At 70.1% G+C, this 19032-nt stretch carries 20 protein-coding genes; 6 read left to right on the forward strand and 14 right to left on the reverse strand.

What is annotated here, in order from left to right; translation table 11 throughout:
* Positions 1-354: 354 nt before the first annotated feature.
* The 5 genes from AB0368_RS12695 to AB0368_RS12715 all read right to left on the reverse strand — a co-directional run bounded on the left by AB0368_RS12695 (position 355) and on the right by AB0368_RS12715 (position 3529).
* Positions 355-1062, reverse strand: a complete 708-nt coding sequence (locus AB0368_RS12695) for a hypothetical protein (RefSeq protein WP_366153977.1) — start codon at positions 1060-1062, stop codon at positions 355-357.
* A 413-nt stretch (positions 1063-1475) separates the two neighbouring features.
* Positions 1476-1802, reverse strand: coding sequence for a hypothetical protein (locus AB0368_RS12700; protein WP_366153978.1), 327 nt, complete (start codon positions 1800-1802; stop codon positions 1476-1478).
* Positions 1803-1861: 59 nt separating this feature from the next.
* Positions 1862-2590 carry an alpha/beta hydrolase gene (locus AB0368_RS12705; protein WP_366153979.1) on the reverse strand — a complete coding sequence of 243 codons (729 nt, stop codon included), beginning with the start codon at positions 2588-2590 and terminating at the stop codon, positions 1862-1864.
* 214 nt (positions 2591-2804) lie between these two features.
* Positions 2805-2936, reverse strand: a complete 132-nt coding sequence (locus AB0368_RS12710) for a hypothetical protein (RefSeq protein WP_366153980.1) — start codon at positions 2934-2936, stop codon at positions 2805-2807.
* On the reverse strand, positions 2933-3529 hold the full coding sequence (locus AB0368_RS12715) for a GAF domain-containing protein (protein WP_366153981.1): 597 nt from the start codon (positions 3527-3529) through the stop codon (positions 2933-2935). The genes AB0368_RS12710 and AB0368_RS12715 overlap by 4 nt, the downstream gene beginning before the upstream one ends.
* A 271-nt stretch (positions 3530-3800) precedes the next feature.
* On the opposite strand from AB0368_RS12715, the gene AB0368_RS12720 reads away from it, so the two are divergent.
* From AB0368_RS12720 to AB0368_RS12730, 3 genes are read left to right on the forward strand one after another with little or no spacing between them, the layout of a single operon-like run.
* A complete protein-coding gene (locus AB0368_RS12720; RefSeq protein WP_366153982.1) occupies positions 3801-4241 on the forward strand; it encodes an SRPBCC family protein in 441 nt (146 codons plus the stop codon).
* A 26-nt stretch (positions 4242-4267) separates the two neighbouring features.
* Positions 4268-4885, forward strand: coding sequence for a maleylpyruvate isomerase family mycothiol-dependent enzyme (locus AB0368_RS12725; protein WP_366153983.1), 618 nt, complete (start codon positions 4268-4270; stop codon positions 4883-4885).
* Positions 4886-4939: 54 nt separating this feature from the next.
* Positions 4940-5857, forward strand: a complete 918-nt coding sequence (locus tag AB0368_RS12730) for a hypothetical protein (RefSeq protein ID WP_366153984.1) — start codon at positions 4940-4942, stop codon at positions 5855-5857.
* A gap of 22 nt (positions 5858-5879) precedes the next feature.
* Here AB0368_RS12730 and AB0368_RS12735 read toward each other — a convergent pair whose 3' ends face one another.
* From AB0368_RS12735 to AB0368_RS12765, 7 genes are all read right to left on the reverse strand, one after another.
* The gene (locus tag AB0368_RS12735; protein ID WP_366153985.1) at positions 5880-6977 is read right to left on the reverse strand and encodes an NlpC/P60 family protein; all 1098 of its coding nucleotides are present in this window, start codon (positions 6975-6977) and stop codon (positions 5880-5882) included.
* 19 nt (positions 6978-6996) lie between these two features.
* A complete protein-coding gene (locus tag AB0368_RS12740; protein WP_366153986.1) occupies positions 6997-7482 on the reverse strand; it encodes a poly-gamma-glutamate biosynthesis protein PgsC/CapC in 486 nt (161 codons plus the stop codon).
* Positions 7479-8723 (reverse strand): poly-gamma-glutamate synthase PgsB, encoded by a 1245-nt coding sequence (gene pgsB / locus AB0368_RS12745; protein WP_366153987.1) that lies wholly within the window; start codon positions 8721-8723, stop codon positions 7479-7481. Before pgsB ends, AB0368_RS12740 begins: the two co-directional genes overlap by 4 nt.
* 14 nt (positions 8724-8737) lie before the next feature.
* Positions 8738-10927 carry a HAMP domain-containing protein gene (locus tag AB0368_RS12750; protein WP_366153988.1) on the reverse strand — a complete coding sequence of 730 codons (2190 nt, stop codon included), beginning with the start codon at positions 10925-10927 and terminating at the stop codon, positions 8738-8740.
* Positions 10928-11108: 181 nt separating this feature from the next.
* A complete protein-coding gene (locus AB0368_RS12755; RefSeq protein ID WP_366153989.1) occupies positions 11109-12326 on the reverse strand; it encodes a CapA family protein in 1218 nt (405 codons plus the stop codon).
* Positions 12327-12378: 52 nt separating this feature from the next.
* Positions 12379-13563 (reverse strand): CaiB/BaiF CoA-transferase family protein, encoded by a 1185-nt coding sequence (locus AB0368_RS12760; RefSeq protein WP_366153990.1) that lies wholly within the window; start codon positions 13561-13563, stop codon positions 12379-12381.
* Positions 13560-13745: an MbtH family protein gene (locus AB0368_RS12765; protein WP_366153991.1), complete on the reverse strand. Its 186-nt coding sequence runs from the start codon at positions 13743-13745 to the stop codon at positions 13560-13562. Before AB0368_RS12765 ends, AB0368_RS12760 begins: the two co-directional genes overlap by 4 nt.
* 78 nt (positions 13746-13823) lie before the next feature.
* On the opposite strand from AB0368_RS12765, the gene AB0368_RS12770 reads away from it, so the two are divergent.
* Positions 13824-14600, forward strand: coding sequence for a GNAT family N-acetyltransferase (locus tag AB0368_RS12770; protein ID WP_366153992.1), 777 nt, complete (start codon positions 13824-13826; stop codon positions 14598-14600).
* A 49-nt stretch (positions 14601-14649) separates the two neighbouring features.
* Here the strand turns inward: AB0368_RS12770 and AB0368_RS12775 are convergent, their stop codons facing one another.
* The gene (locus tag AB0368_RS12775; protein ID WP_366153993.1) at positions 14650-15381 is read right to left on the reverse strand and encodes an O-methyltransferase; all 732 of its coding nucleotides are present in this window, start codon (positions 15379-15381) and stop codon (positions 14650-14652) included.
* A gap of 56 nt (positions 15382-15437) precedes the next feature.
* Complete coding sequence (locus AB0368_RS12780) at positions 15438-16637, reverse strand: cytochrome P450 (protein ID WP_366153994.1); 1200 nt, start codon at positions 16635-16637, stop codon at positions 15438-15440.
* 177 nt (positions 16638-16814) lie between these two features.
* Here AB0368_RS12780 and AB0368_RS12785 point away from each other — a divergent pair, with 177 nt between their 5' ends.
* Both AB0368_RS12785 and AB0368_RS12790 read left to right on the forward strand, forming a co-directional pair.
* Positions 16815-17816: a methyltransferase domain-containing protein gene (locus AB0368_RS12785; RefSeq protein WP_366153995.1), complete on the forward strand. Its 1002-nt coding sequence runs from the start codon at positions 16815-16817 to the stop codon at positions 17814-17816.
* 18 nt (positions 17817-17834) lie between these two features.
* Entirely contained in the window at positions 17835-19001 is a 1167-nt protein-coding gene (locus AB0368_RS12790) for an acyl-CoA dehydrogenase family protein (RefSeq protein WP_366153996.1), read from the forward strand.
* Positions 19002-19032 lie beyond the last annotated feature (31 nt).

Consider the following 19032-nt stretch of genomic DNA (forward strand, 5'->3'; position numbering starts at 1 on the left):
CCGAATGGGATCGTCTTTCCGGCCCGTCGCGAAGGTCAGGCGGTCGATCCGCCTGCCCACGCTGACGCTGACCAGGGCACCAACCTGCGCACTCAAGAAGGCGACGAACGTCGAGGTGAGCCGCGCAAAAAGCCAGGTCAACACCGCCATTGAGGCACTGATGAAGCGCAGGTCCATCTCCAGCCGGGGGCACGAGATCTCACCAGGACATTCGGGCCCGCTGAGCAGCGTAGATGCTGTCAGCGGCCCTATTCGTCTGTCCGGCTGTGTCCGGCCGTCTACGGTGATCTGTACCGAGGACGTACCGAAGCCCAGTACGGCGGACCGGCTGGCGTGGGACTAGCTTACCCGTGACTAGTGGCAGAGATTGGCGCAGCGACCTTCAGCGGGCGGGAAGACAACGCCGGGCCCGTTTGTGAAGCCGAGCCCGGCGGACGCATGTCGCAGGTAGTCCAGGTGTCCCCTTGGCGGAGTCAGCTCACCGAGCCGCTTGAGTGGGGCTTGGACGGGGTTTGCGCGTTGCGGTGGTGCTGTGCGCGGCTCGGACGGCTCGTGGGTGTAGGTGGTTCGCCGTAGGGCGGCGCCGTAGCTGTCGGATTGCTTGATCGTGATGGCGTCTGCGGGTACGGGTGAGGGCCAGGCTTGGATCAGGTAGTTCTCGGTCGGTTCGAAGGCGACGAGGTCGGTGCGGAGGTCTCGGCCTTTGGCATGGATCCGTACGCGATAGTTGCCGGGGCCGTGCGTAGTCAGCGCCGGCAGGTCTGGTGGGTTGTCCATGAGTGCTCGGACGATGACGTCTCCGGTGTCGGCGTAGAGGTCACCTTCACCGATCTCCTCCCAGTCGTCGAGCTCGGTGGTGGCCGGGGGCGTGGTTCGTGGTTCGACGGCGACGGTGACGAGGCCGCTGCTGGCGCCGACGTAGATGGTCATGCAGCCGGTGCTGAGGCTGAACAGGCCGTTGGCCGCCATGAGCGCTGGGATGAAGATGTAGTTGCGTTCCGCGACGAGGAACTGGTGTGCGTCGATGCTTGTCGCGGCCTCGAACTGCTGTGGTGCACCCACGCCGGCCAACCTATCGCTCGAAAGCTTTGTTCAGTGTGGTCCGCGCTTCGCGCGGGACAGGGTCAGGTCCAGGCCCAGTAGGCGTCGGCCTCGATGACGCGGTTTTGGACGTAGAAGGCGTTCAGGAAGCCGCCGGCGCTGGAGTTCTGCGTAGCGGGAATCATGCAGGCGCTCCACCCGGACGGTCCGGTCACTCCGGTGGGCAGTGCGGTGATCTGGCACCCGGGAACGTCCGACCGGTGCCGCCGCCGGGTCAGGGGCCGAGCTCAGAGCCCACGCTGGGGGGCGGGCTGGGGTGTATCCCGCCGGGCACCTGCGGCTCATCCGGCCTCAAAGCCGTTGACCAGTAAATAGCCGGTCGGCGGCTTTCTCATGTGTTCGGTCGTATCGGGCCGTCAATGCGTTCATCCCGATCAGGATGGCTTGACCTTGGTCAGGGCAGCCTCGGCGTAGCGCTCCCAGCGATCCTGGTTCTCCGCGCCGACGACGACCCACTCGCGCATCGGCCGGCTGCCACTGGGATCGAACAGCTGCGACCCGGAGAGCTGCAACGCCTCGGTGCGGACCGGCTCATCCAACTTGAAGACCACTCCGCCGTCGAAGGAGCCCATGAAGGCCTTGCCCGCGACCTTTGCGCAGGGCATGCCGAACATCGCTCCGGCCGTCACCTCCGGGTGGAGCTCGCGTACCTCGCCGAGTAGTTGTTCCCACTGCGGAGTGCTGGTCTTGCGTGATGACACGGTGCCCCCTCTATCCGATGCGCTGCTTGATCTCTCGACCGCGAATAGTGCCACTCGCTTCACTTCAGGTGCCGGTCGAAGAACCGGGCCCCGTCTTCCACCTCGAACCACGGGGTGCCGGTGTGCCCGCCCAGATTGGCGTGCAGCGTCTTCTCCTCGGCGCCGAAGGCTTCGAACAGGTCCAGGGCCAGCTTCCGGTCGTTTCCTTGGTCGTCCCACTGCAGCAGGAACAGCAGCGGAATGGTGACCTGCCGGGCCGCCTTGCGCAGGGCACCGGGCACGAATCCTCCGGCGAAGAAGACGGCGACCGAGATGCGGGGCTCGACTACCGCGAGCTGAATGCCGATGGCGGTCATTCCCGAGTACCCGACCGGGCCGCCGATCTCGGGCAGCGCAAGGAGGGCGTCCAGGGTGGCCTGCCATTCCGGGACCACCTTTTCGACCAGCGGGACGATGAGGGTCTCGAGGATCTCGTCGAGCGGCTCGCCGGCCTCCTTCGCCCGGCGCAGGTCGGCGCGGACCTGCTTGTCGGCGGCGGAGAGGGGGCGGTCGCCGTACCCGGGGGCGTCGATGGCGGCCACCGCGTAGCCGTACTCGGCCGCGGAGTGCCGGGACCGGGCCACCAGCCGCGCTTCCCGCTTGTGCAGGCCGCCGTTGTGGCCGACCAGGATCAGCGGGGCGGGAGCCGGTGCGGATCCGGGCGTCCACAGGATGCCGGGGATCTCGCCGAGGGTGAATTCGCGTTCGAGGACGCCGTCGTCGAGGCGCTGTTCCGAAGTGAATTGCATGGTCGTGCCTTTCGGGAGTGCTCGTGAACGGCGCTCCCGGACGACCTATCGTCCGACCGTGACCCCGGAGGGGAGCACCCATGTCGATACTGCGTTCACGGGTACCACCTCCTCGTTCTCCGGCACGGCCGCCGGAAAAGTAGCAGTGATCGCCGCCGTCTGCCACCAAGTCTGCGGAGACTCCGTCGGCCGGGCCTCGCAAACCGGGCCATGTTCACGCCACCGAGGCGACCGCGGTCGGAGCCGGGCCGCCGGATTCGACGCCCACTTCGCCGCCCCGCTCGACCCCGCCGCTCTCGACCGGCTCCTGCACGGCTGGACCGACGACCGGTGACGGCGTCGTCAAGACGGGCGCAGCTCGGCGGTGTCAGCCGGCGGCAGGGCGACCGGTGGCGATGACATCGCCGTGAACCGAGCCATCGCCCGCTCCGTCGCCCAGGCCAGGCGCTCCTGGCCCGGATGCCGGCCGACGGAACGGTAGTGCAACGACAACACGCCCATGACGCCGCCATGGTCGTCGCGCAACGGATAGGAATGCACCGCGCGGGAACCCGCGTCGAGCATCACCTGCAGGGTCGGCTTCCCCGCGAATATCGGGCTGGCGGTGACGTCGTCGATCATCACCGGGTCGCCGGTGTCCAGCGCGGCACCGCATGCCGACGCCACCGTCGCGTCGACTGTGGCGAAGTAGTCCAAAAACGTCTGCGAGAACCCACGATGGCAAGCGATCCGTAACGTTTTCCTGCGAGGGTCGTAGACCTGGAGATCGCAACCGTCGGCGACGCCCGCGGCAGCGATGATGACCGCCATGTGCAGCGTCGGTAGATCAACCAGGGTCAGAAAGTCCCCTGCGACCAGGGTGTCCGGCACCGTGAGCAGCCGCTCACGGAAACCGGCCAGCACCGCCCGACGGCTGACCCGCACTTCCGCGTCGATCACGCCCTGCTGTGCCCGGTGCAACGATTCCTCGAGGTCGGCCTTCCCCGACCGGCTCGCCGAAGCGGACCCCGGACCCGTCGAGTACTCCGACCGGTCCGTCATGGGCCACCACCTCGTCAGGGCGTCGAGAGCCGTCCAAATGAGGTTACTCAGGAACAAGGGCGGTGTGTACGTCCGACGCCTGCCATCCGTGTCGGCGCCGCTCCGACCAGCGCGTTCAGCGGCCCGGACCCGGGCGGCGCCGATAGGATCGGCGGGCGAGGGAGGCGTGATGGCAGTCGACGTACTAACCGAGACCGTGATCGCCCGGCAGCCGGCCGAGGTCGCCGCCTACGCGGCGGATCCCGGCAACGCTCCGCGCTGGTACGCCAACATCGCGTCGGTGGAGTGGGAGACCGCGCCGCCGCTGCGTGTGGGCAGCAAGCTGACATTTCAGGCACAGTTCCTCGGCCGCACCCTCCGATACACCTATGAGATCGTCGAGTACGAGCCCGGGGCGCGGCTGGTGATGCGCACCGCGCAGGGGCCGTTCCCGATGGAGACCACCTACACCTGGCAACCGGCCGAGGGCGGCGGCACCCGGATGACGCTGCGCAACCGTGGCGAGCCGTCCGGCTTCTCCCGGGTGACCGCGCCGGTCATGGCGACGGCTATGCGCCGTGCCAACCGCGCCGATCTGGCCCGGATCAAGGCCCTGCTCGAGACCACCTGACCGACACACTGGAGACGGAGTCGACGATGGACACCTGGCAGATGATCCGCTCGGAGCGGGCGGCGCTGGTCGAGGCACTGGCCGCCCTCCCGCCGTCGGCGTGGGACCAGCCGTCGTTGTGCCCCGGATGGACCGTCCGCGACGTCGTCGGCCACATCATCGCCACGGCGTCCATGACGCCGCCCCGCTTCTTCGGCAAGCTGATCGGCAGCGGCTTCCGGTTCGACGCGATGGTGGGCAAGGAGATCGCCGCCGTCACCTCGGGCCGCACCGATGCCGACCTCGTCCAGCTGCTGCGGGACCGGGTCGATGCGCGCACCGCACCGCCCGGGCCGACGCTGTCCTGGCTGGGCGAGACGATCGTGCACGGCGAGGACATCTTCCGCGCCCTCGGGGGCTACCGCGATCACCCGATCGCGCACCTGGTCGCGGTCGCCGACTTCTACAAGGGCAGCGACATGCTCATCGGCGCCAAGAGCCGCATCGGCGGGGTCACCCTCAGAGCCACCGACAGCGACTGGCGGCACGGTACCGGTCCGGAGGTTGCCGGGCCCATGGTCGCCCTGGTGATGGCGATGACCGGACGGTCCGTCGCCCTCGACGACCTCACCGGCGACGGCGTCGCCGTGCTCCGTGGCCGCTGAGTGGCACCTGTCACATGCATGGGGGTCGTTGATCCGGTCGGATAGGCTGCCGCCGTGCCGCTTCCCCGCCACCTGACGCTGCGCCACCAGAGGCTGGGGCGGCGGTCCACCGCCGGGTTGCTGATCGCCGCGCTCGCCGCCACCGCCCTGGGCTGCTCGCGGACCGGCGACGACGGCGACGACCGGGGCAACCTCGACGTGATGATCGACTCGCTGGTTGCCTCCCTGTCGCCGGACGGCCCCTATCGCGATCCGCGCAAGGCCGAGCGGCAAGCTGCCCGCCAGGCGGTGGGCCAGCTGATCGACGGGGGTACGGAGCCGCCCGCCAAGCTGCTGAGCGGCGTCGGCTTCCGGGCCGTTCACGGTGTGCAGGCGACCGACGGCCGGAAGTTCACGTTCTACCGGGCCGACGAGGACACCGGCTGGGGCGGGCTGCTCGTCGAGCCGTCCGTGCCGATCCGGTCGGTGGTCGAGGTGCCGCATCCGGCGTACGACCTGAATACCGAGAAGCTCGGGCTGGATCTCTTCCGCCGCCTACCGGGCAGCGCGATGCTGATCGCCGGCGCGCACCGTCAGGCCGAGGGCGACGACGCCGACGTCGCGCACAACGACCGGTCGATGTTCCACGTCTTCAGCGAGGAGTTCGCCGAGCGCGGCGTGCCTCAGCTGCAGCTGCACGGGTTCGCCGACCGCAGCCTGCCGGGTGCCGACGCCGTGGTGTCCACGGGTGCCGGCCCGGAGAACGAGTTGGCGGTACGGATCGCGCGCGAGCTCAAGGCCGAGGACGTACGGGTGTGCCGGGCCTGGGTGTCGCACTGCGTCGGCCTCGAGGGCACCACTAACGTGCAGGGTACGACCGCCGCCGAACACGGTGCCGAGTTCGTCCACCTGGAGCTGGGCTGGGGGCTGCGCCGCGACGAGAGCGGCCGGCAGCTGGTGCGGGACGCCGTCGTCGCCGCCTGGAACGGCTGAGCCGCCAGGCGGCGACGGGACGTCAGAGGCGGCGGGCGGTACGCAGCCGGATGGCCCAGAAGCCCGAACCGTCGAGGATGGATTCGCCGTGCAGGTCGCCCATCGTCGGGCCGTTCGCCTGGCTGCGGCTGGAGAGGAACCGGCGGTGGCCGCGGTCGTCGACGCCGAGGTAGAGGCCGGAGTGCTCGATGTGTTTGTTCTGCACCGGGCCCGCGTTGAACAGGAGGAGGTCACCGGGCAGGAGCCGGTCGATGTTCGCGGCTCGCTTGCCGGTGTTCGGCATCAGCTGGACGCCGGGCCCGAAGTCGGCGATCGCCCACGCCGAGCGCGGGAGTCCCGGCTCCTTGACGGTATGGGCGATCTCTTGCTGCCGCTTTTCACCGGGCTCGATGCCGACGCCGACGCCGAGCAGCGGATACCCGCTGCGGTAGCCGTAGACCATGCGGAGGAAGCCGGAGCAGTCCAGGCTCAGCCGGTGCGTCTCCGACGGCTTCTCCTTGACGCCGTCCGGGAACTCCCACGGGACGCCCAGGTAGTCGTAGAAGTCGGAGTTCTCCGCACGGCCGTCCGGGTCGATGTCGGAGAGCGGGCCGAACGAGGCGTCGCCGCTGTACTGCTTGCCCTCGGCGTCCTTCTTCGGCGGCGCGCCGTACATGTACTGCATGGCGATGCCGAGGATGTCCGGCGACTTGTCGACGAGCGCCTTGGTGAACCAGGTGGCGAACCACTCCTCGTTCGCGGCGGCCGCTGTCCACGGCTTCGGTGCCAGCCGCACCCACTCGGTCGTGATGATCTTGGCCGGGGTGAACCGGGGTTCCGCGATGGTTCGCTGCGGGCCCTGCAGGTGCGCGGTGCGGGCGCCGTCGGTCATCACCGCGACGAGCTTGCCCTGCTTGGTGAGGATCTCGGTGCGGTCCGGGTCGGACTTCCTGCGCAGCACGTACTGGGCGAGGAGGGCGGACGTCGTCTCCTTCCCCGCCTCGGCGGCGGCGCCGACGCTGATCTCGCGCTGGTGCGCGAGGGCGAGCCGGGAGCCGCCGAACACGACGGCGCCGGCGCCGAGCAGCAGGACGACGCCCGCCACGGCGAGGGGGGCGGAGGTGCGATGTGAGATGCGCATGCTCGGTCTGTCTCCAGGGTCAGGTCGCCGGGACGAAGCCGGCGACCACGCCGGTGATGGCGACCGCGTAGGTCAGGCCGGTCACCATCGTGGTCGCCAGGATCGTCGCCTTCGGCGGCTGGCGGACGAGCTGGTAGGCGATCAGGCCCGGGGCGACGAAGCCCAGGGTCTGGTGGGCGAAAAGCAACGGCAGGTCACGCTGCACGAGCACGAAGAGGGTGAGCTGCAGGAAGACGCTGAGCAGCACGATGGCCGCGAACAGCCGCTTGCCGTAGAGGATCACGAAGCGCTGCATGATGCGGGTCAGCACGTACGTCACCACGGTCATCACGAGCATCACGGCGGCCTGCGGCGGGTCCTCGATGAGGGCCAGGGCGATCCACCCCGGGGTGATCATGCCGCCCGGCGAGAGGTTCGTCGTGAGATAGCAGAGCAGCGCGAAGACCAACCCGATGCCGAGGCACGCGGTGGAGAGCTGCGCGCTGAGCTCGCCGCCCAAGATCATCGTAGGATTCCTGTCTGCCGTTGGGCGGGGATACGGGGTTCGTGCGCGTCGTGGGTCTCGTTCGACGTCCAGCCGGGGAGCGAACCGAGCTCGTGCAGCAGCACCTCGCCCTGGCCGTGGATGTTGCCCACGGCCACGATGGAACCGAGGTCCGGCACCGCCAGCAGCACCTCTTCGAGCAGGCGCTCCGGCGGCAGCTTGCCGCCGAGGTCGACGACTCGGGACTGGAGCTCGTCGGGCACGGCCGACTTGGCGCTGCGGGTCGGTTCGCCGATGAGGATCACCCGGTCCGGGGCGACCTCGCCGGCGAGCGTACCCATCTGGCCGTTGCGTTCGACCCGGTCCGGCCGGCAGTTGATCAACATGGCCAGCGGGCGCCCGATCAGCCGCTGGCTCTCCAGCTGCCGGATGTTCATCAGCGTGGACTCGGGGTCGTTCGCGGCGAAGACGTTCGCGAAGGCGATCCGCTTGGTGCCCTGGCGCACCCGGGACACCGACAGCACGCCCGGGTCGGGTGGCGCGTCCCACATGCCCTGCAGGGCGCTGGGCCGATCGACCCCGAGGAGTTCGGCGACGGCCAGGGCGATCGCGACGTTCTCCTTGAACGTGATCCAGCCGAACTGCCGCATCTCCTCGTCGTGCACCGACTCGGGATCGACGGCGATCAGCCGGCAGCGCCGCTTGTCCGCCTCCTCCTGGAGGATGTGCAGGCGCTCCTTCTCGGCCGTCACACAGATGCCGCCGACCGGCATGGAACGGCTCAGGGAGCGCGCCACGTCGTCCAGGGTCGGCCCCATCTCGGCCAGATGGTCCTCGCGCACGTTGCAGAGCACGCCGATGTCCGACTTGATGAGCTTGCTCTGATTGATCTCCTGCAGTGCCGGCATGACCGCCATGCACTCGATGACCAGCGCGTCCGGGTGGTAGACGGCCGCCCGGCGGACGATGCCGATCTGCTCCACCACGTTGGCGATGCCGAACTTGCGGTGCACGGGCTCCTCGGTGGCGTCCGGGAACACGAAGCGCGCGGCGGTGCCCGTGGTCTTGGCGATCACGCGGAGGTGGCCGCCGCGCAGCGCGCCGGCGCAGAGCCGGGTGATCGAGCTCTTGCCGCGGATGCCGTTGACCAGGACGCGGTGCGGGATGGTCTTCAGGTTGCGCTCATGGTTGCGCTGCTCGATCACGCCCGCGACCACCAGGGTCAGGCAGCACAGCGTGAAGACGGTGTAGAGGTACCACATGGCCGGCCCCTTCCTCAGCGCTCGCGCTGGTTCGGAATGCGGGGCCGGGGCAGCACCGCCGTGAAGTTCGCAGCGGAGCCGCGCAGCCGGGTCGCGCCGCCGAAGCGAGCCGACCCGGTGTGCCGGACCTGCCGGCAGATTTCCAGGCACATCGCGATGGCGCCGACGTCGTCGTGACGTTGCGGCGTCACGGGCTCGTCGAAGTCGCCCTGGACGATCCGGGCCGAGGCGTTGGCCAGCCGGCGCAGGGGCCGGACGAAGATGAAGTACATCCAGATCAGGGTGACCACGAGGATCGCCGTCACGGCCGCCGCCGTCAGCAGCGCCCAGCGCCGCTCCAGCATGCTCGGCAGTTGCAGGGTGTCGGCGTTGCGGTCCAGCACCACCACCCATTCCAGGTGAGCGACGTCCGGGTTGGTGACCGCCGCGCCGGCCACGAGGGCGGGCCGGCCGTCCACGTCCTTCGAGCGGGAGATGGTGTCGCCGGACAGCGCCGCGACCGCGGCCTCCCGCACGGTCGGGTCCCGCAGCGGCTGGAACGCGCGGTATCCCTGCGAGTCCAGGATGGTGCGCAGGTCGGGGTCGGCCACCACGGCCCGGCCGTCGGCGCTGCGCATCAGGCCGAGCAGGTAGTCGATGTCGAACTCGGCCACGAACGCCCGGCCGTCGTCGCGCACCTGGTACGCGTACACCACCGGCAGCCGGTTGACGGCGGGATCCAGCACCACGCCGCCCTGGCCGGGCAGCGGCTGGGCCGCGCGCAGCGACGGGCGGCCGGCCGAGGACTCCGGCTTGCCGTCGGCGGCGACCAGGTAGACCCCGCGCAGCCGGTGGTTGTCGGCCAGCGCCTCCTTGAGCGCCGCCACAGCCGGGTCACCGGCCGTCGTCGCCTGGGCGCGGCTGAGGTGTTCCACCGTCTGCAGTCCACTGCTCAGCGCGTTGCCCAGGGTGCTGCTGATCGCCTCGACCCTGCTCTCCTCGTCCCGGTTGAGCTGGACCGGCACGGTCGTACCCGGCTGGGTCACGGCCACCGCCACCCCGAAGGCCGGCCCGAGCAGCGCCACGAGCGCGGCGAGCAGGAGACCCTGCAGCACGGTCGGCCGCCACTTGTTGGCCCGCAGGCGGTTTCCGGACGAGACGGCCAACGCCTGCGCCACCTGGGACCCCTCGCGGACCCGCAGTGCGCGGCGGTCCTTGGTGATCGCCCCGCAGGCGTCCAGCTTGGCCTGGTGCAGGAGGTGTTGCAGCGGCTTGACCAGGGAGGCGCGCATGAGGGCGTACGCCAGAAGGGCCGTCAGCGCCACGACGAGCGCGAGCACCAGGCCGTGGAACAGCGAGGTGCCGGGGGTGACCTGGGCGACGATGACGGAGGCCACCACGAAGCCGGTGTCCCCCACCGGTGCGCCGGACACCACCAGCGCCTCGCCGGACCACTCTTTGACCCGTACGACCTCGCTGCGGCTGGAGTTGATGTGCGGTATGCCCTCGAACAGCTCCTTGCGGAGTCCGGCGGGGACGGCGTCGACGCCCTGGGCGAGGTAGGTGTCGCCGGCGCTGGTCAGCACGTACACCCCGTGCTTGCCGTCCGGGTTGAGCCGGAGGCTGCGCAGCAGCAACGGCTGGAGGCCGACGAGCATCCGGTCGTCGCCGATCGCGACAGCCCGGATGACCGCCGGGCCGTTGGTCGTCATGACCGCCGAGTTGCCCTCGGGCAGCGACCCGCCGGCGATCAGGTTGAGCGGCACGGCCTCGGCGCTGGCCGCGACGACCTTGCGGGTGCTGGGCTGGATGACCGCCACGCCGGCCCAGGACGCCTCGTCGCCGGTCAGCCGGGCGAGCGTCGCGGGGGCGGCGGGCGCCCCGCTACGCAGCACCTCCGCGGTCTGGTCGAACGCGTCGTCGGCGGCGATGAGGCTCAGCGTCAGGCTGCGCGAGACCTTGACCATGAGGTCCTGCTGGGAGTCGAGCACGGCGGTCGGCACGTCGTCGCGGTCGAACACCGCGAAACCCAGGACGGTGACCGCCACGACGAGGATGGTCGTCCACAGGTAGACCAGCGTCGGTGCCTGCGAGCCGGCGGGGAAGCCGGCCGTCGGCAGCTGCTGGGTGAGTGCCCGCCAGCGCCACGTGACGAGTTGGTCGGTGGAGAGGACGTGCGTCTCCGGCCCGTTCGGTGACGCCTCACGGATGTCAACCGCGGTCAATGCAGGCCCCCGCCCGATCTCGGGGAATGGAGGAATGCGGGTGATTTTCGGCCGGCTTCACTCCCCGATTGGTGCTGCCGGCATCCGCGATGCGCACGGGACTATAACAACGCCTGCCGTCGGCGTGGCACCTCGAAATATGCCGGTCGTGATGGTATGGGGCGGATTCAGAAGATTTTTGTTACCTCGAGGTAGCCCGGACCCTCAGCACGGTCCCCGCGCCGCCACGGTTCAGCACATGGCTTTCGATGCGCTCCACCGCGGCCTCGTAGATCCGCCGCCGACCTGCGGGAACGGCCGGATCGGCAAGGGCCTGCTCGAGATCGACGACGCGGATACCAGGGTTGAGGTCGATGAAGGTGGGCAGCGCCTCGACGGCGCGTACCTTCCAGCCGTCGTTCTGGTCGCCGGGCGAGAAAGTGACGCGCATCATGCTCCCCTCCCGGTTGCCGTTGACCGGCTGGGGGTCGCGGGAGAGGAAGTCGCCGAGTCCGTAAAGGACCCATTTGTCGCCGATGCGCTCGGCCGGCTGGACGACGTGCGCGCCGAAGCCGAAGACGATGTCCACGTCGTCCATGGTCGCGATCGCACGGGCGAGCTTCTGCTGGTCGACGTCCGGCTCGTGCTCCCCCTCGGAACCCCAGTCCACGCTCACCACGACGATCGAGGCACCGGCCTGCCGGGCGGCCCGGGCGTCGGCCTTGACCTCGTCCTCGGTGGCCTTGGCGACCGACCAGTCCCGCTCCGCCGGCAGCTTGCCGCCGTTCAGGGTGAGGGTGTAGCTCAGGTGCGCGACCTTCACGCCGTCGGCGGTGTAGAGCCGGGGCTGCTTCGACTGCCCCTTGCTCTTGTACGTGCCGGAATGCCCTACTTTGGCCCGTTCCAGCGCATCGACGGTGCGCGCCAGCCCCGCCGGACCCCGGTCGAATGCGTGCTCGGCGGCGGTCGCACAGCCGTCGAAGCCGGTGTCGGCGATGGCCTCGGCGATGCCGGCCGGTGCGTTGTAGCGCGGCGGCCCGGAGAACGGCCCCTCGGCGGCCAGCGGCGTGCCCAGGTGGCAGAGGGCCAGGTCGGCGGCGGAGACGGTCTTCCTCGCGCCGGACATCATCGGCGCGAAGTCGAAGCCGTTCCCGCCGCCGTCGCGGCGGGCCTGGTCCCAGACTTCCGGAGTGGGCAGGATCGCCCCGGCTGCCAGGATCGTCACCGTTTTGCCGGTCGCGGCCACGGGCTCGGCCACCGGCCGGACCTTGGCGGGCGGGTCGACCGGGTCGCCGAGCCGCCAGATACCGATCGAGCGGGCGGCGACCCCGGCCGCCGCCGCGACGACGACCAGGCCGAGGGAGGCCCGGAGGATCTTGCCGCCGAGGCCCGGTCCGGAGGAACTTTCAGTGCTGGACACGGCGGCAAGGATAGGCGACCCCGCAAGTTCGTCGATCGGCCGAGGGGTGGAGTCACACCGCACCGAGGGCGGACAGCTCCTTGATCTGATCCGGTGAGTAGCCGAGCCCGCACAGCACCTCGACGGTGTGCTCCCCGAGCGCCGGCACGGGACCTGTCGGCAGTTCGACGCCGGCGAACGTGAACGGCGGCAGCAGCCCCCGAACCTCGCCGGCCGGCGTGTGCACCGTTCGCCAGCGGTCCCGGGCGGCGAGCTGCGGGTGGGTCAGCAGGTCCGGTACGCCCTTGAGCAGAGCCGAGGCGACGTCGAGGGCATCCAGCCGTTTGATGATCTCCTCGGCCCCCAGTGTGGCCGTACGCCCGGCGACGAGCGCGTCGACGACCCTGCGATGGCGCACCCGCGCGACGTTGGTGGCCCACCCGGGGTCGTCCGCCAGCTCGGGCCGCTCGAGGAAGCCGGCGGCGAACCGGGACCATTCGCGGTCGTTCTGCACCCCGATCAGGACCTCCTGGTAGTCCGCGGTCGGGTAGGCGTCGTACGGGGCCACGCTGGGGTGGGACAGGCCCGCCCGCTGCGGCGCCTGCCCGGCGCACTGGGTGTAGTAGAGCTGGTATCCCATCCACTCGGCGGTCGCCTCGAACATCGAGATCTCGATGGCGCTGCCCTCGCCGGTGCCCGCCCGGCTGACGAGTGCCGCCAGCGTCGCGGAGAGCGCGTACATGCCCGCGGCGATGTCGGACGCCGGGATGCCCGCCTTCGCCGCCCGGTCGGGTGGGCCGGTGACCGATGCCAGGCCGGACTCGCACTGGACGAGCATGTCGTACGCGCGTTTGTTGCGGTACGGGCCGGTCGAGCCGTACCCGCTCATGTCCACCGTGACGAGGCCCGGATGCCGTGCCCGCAGTACGTCGGCGGCGAGTCCGAGCCGGTCGGCGGCACCGGGTGCGAGGTTCTGCACGAAGACGTCCGCGCCCACCAGCAGGTCGCCGAGGACCCGCCGCCCGTCGGCCTTCTTGAGGTCGAGGGTCACCGACTCCTTGCCGCGGTTCAGCCAGACGAAGTGGCTGGACAGGCCGCCGACGACATGGTCGTAGCGGCGGGCGAAGTCGCCGCCGTCGGGCCGCTCCACCTTGACCACCCGGGCGCCCAGGTCGGCCAGGTGCCGCGTGGCGATCGGCGCGGCGACCGCCTGTTCGAGCGCCACGACCGTGACGCCCCGCAGCGGCAGGCCGGTCACCTGGCGGTGGCCGTAGAGGTCGGCCCCTCGGTCCAGGTCCGTTCGATGAACGTCAGGCAGGCGGAACGACTGTCGGGGCCGGACACCACGTGCCAGCCCGCGGGCACGTCGGCGAATCCGGGCCAGAGGCAATACTGTCTCTCGTCGTTGCGGAGCACGAGGTGGTCGGACGCATCGGCCATGACAATCACGGTAGGTCGCACGCCCGGGGCGGACATCCCTTGGTCGAGTAGTGCGGCACCGGCCACTAAACTCACGGCGTGAACAAGGACGCTGTGGTGATTAACCGGATCGTCGAGGGCCTGCGCTGGCACGCGCTGGACGACGACGAGGTCGTGGGACGCGGCGATGCCCTGCGCCGGCCGGACGGGCGGGTGTTCCTCGGCATCGACTCCTGGCGGGACGAGGTCTTCGACCAGCTGGTCGCCACGATGCTGTCCGACCTTCCGGGAACCGTCTACACGGTGGTGGACGCGGACGACAGCGACGCTCAGCAGCGATGGCAGGGCGCCGGCTTCGTGGTGTGCCGGCAGGAGCGCGTGTACGCCGTCCCCACCGACCCGGACGTCACGGGACTCGGCCGGGTCGCACCCCCGCCCGGCGTGACGATCCTGCCCCTGGGACAGGCCGAGGAGAAGCCCCTCACCGAGCTCGACCGGGTGGTGCGCGAAGAGGTGAGCGCCACGGTCGGATGGCAGGCCATGCCCGTGGAGATGCTCGCCCGCCCGGACGGGAAGCTCGGAGTCGTCGACCCGTCGGCGTACGTGGTCGCGGTGCAGGACGGACAGTACATAGGACAGACGCGGGTCGCCGCGGTGCCCCGCCGGCACCGGTTGGGGCTGGTCGCCGTGCGGGCCGCGTACCGGCGTCGCGGGGTGGCCCGGGCGATGCTGGCCGAGATGCTCGGCTCGTTGCACCGTTCCGGGATCGAGTCGGTATCCCTCGAGGTGGACGACCGCAACGCCGCGGCGAGGGCGCTGTTCGAGGGCATCGGTGCGCAGCGGCTGGGCGGCGCCGTGGAGCTGCTGCACCGGTGAAACGACGGAACGGCCGGGCAGTCCGCCCGGCCGCGTCGTCGTCGCGATGTCAGTCGACGCGGACGGCCTCGCCGTCGACCCGTCGCGCCACCCACAGCCCGTCGCGCAGCGGCACGATCACGCTCTGGAAGGCCGGGTCGTTCGCCAGCGCCTCGTTCAGGTTGCGGACGCCGATCACCTGGTTGACCGTGTCGGCGTTGTCGGTCTCGAAGACCTTGCCACCGCAGAACGCGTTGTCGATGATCATGACGCCGCCGCCGGCCAGGTGCGACGTGCTGAGCTTCAGCAGCTCCAGGGCCAGAAACGCGTCGCTGCCGAAGTACCGGTGCTTCATGACGTCCTGGAAGATCAGGTCGAACGTGCCGAGCTGCGGGATGAGCTCGAACGCGTCACCGACCATCACCTGGATGCGGTCCGCGTAACCGGCCCGCGTGATGTAGTCCTGGGCGCGGGCGGCCCGCTCGGGATCGATCTCGATGCTCACGATCCGGCCGCCCGGCGGGAGCGCGTCGGCGAGCCACAGCGCTGAATAGCCGATGGCCGTACCGATGTCGAGGATGCGGGCACCGGGCCGGCAGTGCAGCCCGGCCAGCATGCGCAGGACGGCGCCCTCGAGGCGGCCGATGATCGGGATCTCCTCGGTCCGGGCGACGCTCTCCATCTCCGTCAGCACCGCGGACAGCTTCGGCGGCAGCGCGGACAGTCGGGCGGTCTCGGTCGCGAAGATCTCGCGGGGATCGGTACTGTCCTGCGGGACGATGGTCAGGGACGTTTGGTCCATCGAGGTTCTCCGATCGGCGGATAAGTGGGGTCGTGCGGTCACGTGGCTCGCGGGCGTCAGGATCGGCGGACCTCGACGGGGAGTTTGTTGACGCCGATCATGGCCCAGGGATTGCGGAGTTCGACGGGCGCGTCGTTCGCGATCCGGATGTCGCTGTACCGCTCCATCAGGATGCGCAGCGCGACCTTCACCTCGAGCCGGGCCAGCGGTGCGCCAAGGCAGAAGTGGATGCCGTGCCCGAAGGTCAGGTGCGGGTTGGGCTTGCGGGAGATGTCGAACCGGTTCGGGTCGGCGAAGACCTCCGGGTCACGGTTGGCGGTGGTCAGCCACACCAGGACGGCCTCGCCGGCCTTGATCTTCTGGCCGCCGAGTTCGGTGTCGCAGGTCGCCGTCCGGCCGAGACGCGGGAACGGTGGCCGGAAACGCATCGACTCCTCGATGGCCGACGGCACGAGCGTCAGGTCGGACCGCAGCTGAGTCATCGCCTCGGGGTTCTCGTCGAGGGCGAGGACGGTGTTACCCAGTGTGGAGGTCGCCGTGACGTGGCCGGCGAGCAGCAGCAGGCCGATGAAGCCCACGATCTCCTCGTCGTCGAGCCGCTCCCCGTCCACCTCGACGGCCATCAGCTTGCTCGTGAGGTCGTCACCGCGATGGGCGCGAATCCTGCGGACGTGCTCGAGGATGTGCGCGTTCAGCTCGCCGAGGATCGGGGCGACGTTCTGGACCGCCTTCTCGCCGAGCCTCTGCATCGACTCCTCGGGGTCGGTGTTGTGCCGCTCGAAGAACGTGTCGGACCAGCGCCGGACAACGGCCTGGTCGGATGCGGGAAAGCCGAGCAGCTCGGCGATCACGATGAACGGGAGCGGGTACGCGAGCTCCTCGATGAGGTCGAACCGGTCGCCGGCGGCGTCCGCCTTGTCGAGCATCTCCCGGGTCACCTCCTCGATGCGCGGCTCGAGGCTGGCGATGACCTTGGGCGTGAACGCCTGGCTGACCAGAGTCCGCAGCTTGCGGTGCTCCGGCTCGTCCATCCGGACGAAGTTGCCCTTCTTGAAGAGGTCGAAGTCCTTCTGCTTCGGAGCCAGCGCGGCGACGTCTGAAGAGAAGGTCGCCGGATCCCGCAGGACCTGGTCGACGTCGTGGTACCCCAGCACCTGCCAGGCCTGGATCTTGTCGTCGTAGTGCACCATTCCGCGCTCGCGCAGCCCGTCGAGGTAGGCGAGAAAGTTGGGCAATGACCGCTGGCTCTGGGTCAAGGTCAAAAAGATCACTTCCCTCGTACGGCCATTGAATGGCACTGTTCTCGGCCGTCACGGTAGATCGGGGAGAGACGGGACCGGCATCCCTCACTCTGCTAGTGACGCCGGTGCGGCCGGCGCACCGTCAACATGCGGGATGGTGCCCCTTCGCGGCGGCGGCCACGATGACCCACCATGGACGGCTTCGAGCTTTACGACCTGGGACGCAAGCTGATGAAGATCGGCGAGGACGCCATCCCCGACCCGACGGGCATCAACCGGCTCCCCGTCGGAGTCCGCCACGTCATGACCGACGTCTTCTCCCACCCGGGGACGTCGGTCGCGGAGATCACCGAACGCACCGGCTTTCCGGCCGGCCACATCGAGGCGTCCGTCGCCACCCTGCGGGACGCCGGCGCGCTGGCGACCACATTGGACCCGGCCGACCCCGGACGGACGCTGGTGCGCCCGGTCCCCCGCCACGGCGCCGCCGACCGGGCCGCCGCGACGGTCGACGGCCGGCTGGCCGAGGCGGCCGGGATCCAGGAGCCCGACCAGCTCAAGGACATGGTCACCACGCTGGAGATGCTGGCGCGGCGGCTCAGCCGCAGGCTGACACCGGAGCACTTCAACGCCCAGTACTCCGGGACGCCGCCCTGGGACACCGGCCGCCCGCAGCCGGCGCTGCTCCGGCTCGCCGAATCGGGCGCCCTGCGCGGCCGGGTCCTCGAGGCGGGTTGCGGCACCGGTGAGCACGCGCTCATGGCGGCGGCCCTCGGCCTCCCGACCGTCGGCGTCGACCCGGCCTCGGCGGCCATCGCCATCGCGCAGCGCAAGGCCGAGGAGCGCGGGCTGTCGGCGCGATTCCTCGTCGGCAGCGCGTTCAACCTGGGCGAGCTCGGCGAACAGTTCGACACCGCGCTCGACTCCGGACTGTTCCACGTGTTCAGCGACGAGGAGCGGGCCCGCTACGTCGACAGCCTCTCCACCGTGATGACACCGGACGCCCGGTTGTTCCTGCTCTGCTTCAGCGACCGCCAGCCGCCCGGCAACGGGCCGCGACGGGTCGGCCAGGACGAGATCCGCACGAGCTTCGCCGACGGATGGCGCGTCGACGCGATCGAGCCGGCGACGATGGACAACAACAACAATCCCGAGGGCGTCAAGGCCTGGCTCGCGACCATCACCCGCATCTGACCGCCGAGAGTTGAGGCCATGAAACAGCTTGATCCGCAGGATTTCCTCGCCCTTGACGACGAACTGGACGACGCCGAACGGAATGTGCGGGACACCGTTCGCGCTTACGCCACGAGGGAATTCCTGCCGCAGGTTAACGAGTGGTACGCGCGCGGAGAACTGCCTCGTGACATCGCCAAGGAACTCGGCGCACTGGGCCTTTTCGGAATGCAGCTGACCGGCTACGGCTGCGCCGGCGCCTCCCCCGCGGCCTACGGCGTGGTGTGCCGTGAACTGGAAGCGGTGGACTCCGGGTTGCGCAGCCTCGTGTCGGTGCAGGGATCGCTGGCCATGTTCGCGATCCACCGGTGGGGCACCGAGGAACAGCGGCAGGAGTGGCTGCCGAGGCTGGCGGCCGGTGAGTCGCTCGGGTGTTTCGGGCTGACCGAGCCCAGCTCCGGCTCCGACCCCGGCTCGATGCGTACGGTCGCCCGCCGCGACGGCGACGACTGGGTGCTGAACGGGTCCAAGACGTGGATCACCAACGGCACCACCGCGGACGTCGCCGTCATCTGGGCCGGGACCGAGGACGGCATCCGAGGATTCCTGGTCCCCACCGGGACACCCGGCTACTCCGCCACCGCGATCACCGACAAGCTCTCGCTGCGCGCCTCCCTCAGCACCGACATCTTCCTGGAGGACGTCCGCGTGCCGTCGTCCGCGGTCCTGGCGCCGGGGCCCGGGCTGGGACCGGCGCTGTCCTGCCTGAACGAGGCGCGCTTCGGCATCGTCTGGGGCGTGATCGGCGCGGCTCGTACGTGCTACGCCACGGCGCTGGACTACACCGGCAAGCGCGAACAGTTCGGCCGTCCCCTCGCCGGTTTCCAGCTCTCGCAACGCAAGCTGGCCCACATGGTCGTGGAGCTCACCCATGCGAGCCTGACCGCGCTGCGGCTGGCCCGGCTCAAGAAGGCCGGCAGGCTGGCACCCGAGCAGATCAGCCTCGGCAAGCTCGCCAACGCGCGCTCGGCGATCGAGGTGGCTCGCAGCGCCCGTACGATGCTCGGCGCCGGCGGCCTGACCCTCGCGCACCCGGTGATGCGGCACATGACCAACCTCGAGGCCGTCCTCACGGTCGAGGGCACCGATGAGGTCCACGAGCTGGTCATCGGCCGGACGGTGACCGGCATCCCGGCCTTCCGCTGACCGTCGGATCCCCGATCCCGCCGCCGTTGGC

Origin of the sequence: Actinoplanes sp. NPDC051475 (genome assembly GCF_040689425.1) — a bacterium.
In the GTDB taxonomy this organism is placed as follows: Bacteria; Actinomycetota; Actinomycetes; order Mycobacteriales; family Micromonosporaceae; genus Actinoplanes.

What these genes read in the sequence shown, in the direction of transcription:
- AB0368_RS12705 (WP_366153979.1), bottom strand. Translation starts at nt 2,590, where the DNA reads ATGCAATTCACTTCGGAACAGCGCCTCGACGACGGCGTCCTCGAACGC.
- AB0368_RS12720 (WP_366153982.1), top strand. Translation starts at nt 3,801, where the DNA reads ATGGCAGTCGACGTACTAACCGAGACCGTGATCGCCCGGCAGCCGGCC.
- AB0368_RS12725 (WP_366153983.1), top strand. Translation starts at nt 4,268, where the DNA reads ATGGACACCTGGCAGATGATCCGCTCGGAGCGGGCGGCGCTGGTCGAG.
- AB0368_RS12735 (WP_366153985.1), bottom strand. Translation starts at nt 6,977, where the DNA reads ATGCGCATCTCACATCGCACCTCCGCCCCCCTCGCCGTGGCGGGCGTC.
- AB0368_RS12740 (WP_366153986.1), bottom strand. Translation starts at nt 7,482, where the DNA reads ATGATCTTGGGCGGCGAGCTCAGCGCGCAGCTCTCCACCGCGTGCCTC.
- pgsB (WP_366153987.1), bottom strand. Translation starts at nt 8,723, where the DNA reads ATGTGGTACCTCTACACCGTCTTCACGCTGTGCTGCCTGACCCTGGTG.
- AB0368_RS12765 (WP_366153991.1), bottom strand. Translation starts at nt 13,745, where the DNA reads ATGGCCGATGCGTCCGACCACCTCGTGCTCCGCAACGACGAGAGACAG.
- AB0368_RS12775 (WP_366153993.1), bottom strand. Translation starts at nt 15,381, where the DNA reads ATGGACCAAACGTCCCTGACCATCGTCCCGCAGGACAGTACCGATCCC.
- AB0368_RS12785 (WP_366153995.1), top strand. Translation starts at nt 16,815, where the DNA reads ATGGACGGCTTCGAGCTTTACGACCTGGGACGCAAGCTGATGAAGATC.
- AB0368_RS12790 (WP_366153996.1), top strand. Translation starts at nt 17,835, where the DNA reads ATGAAACAGCTTGATCCGCAGGATTTCCTCGCCCTTGACGACGAACTG.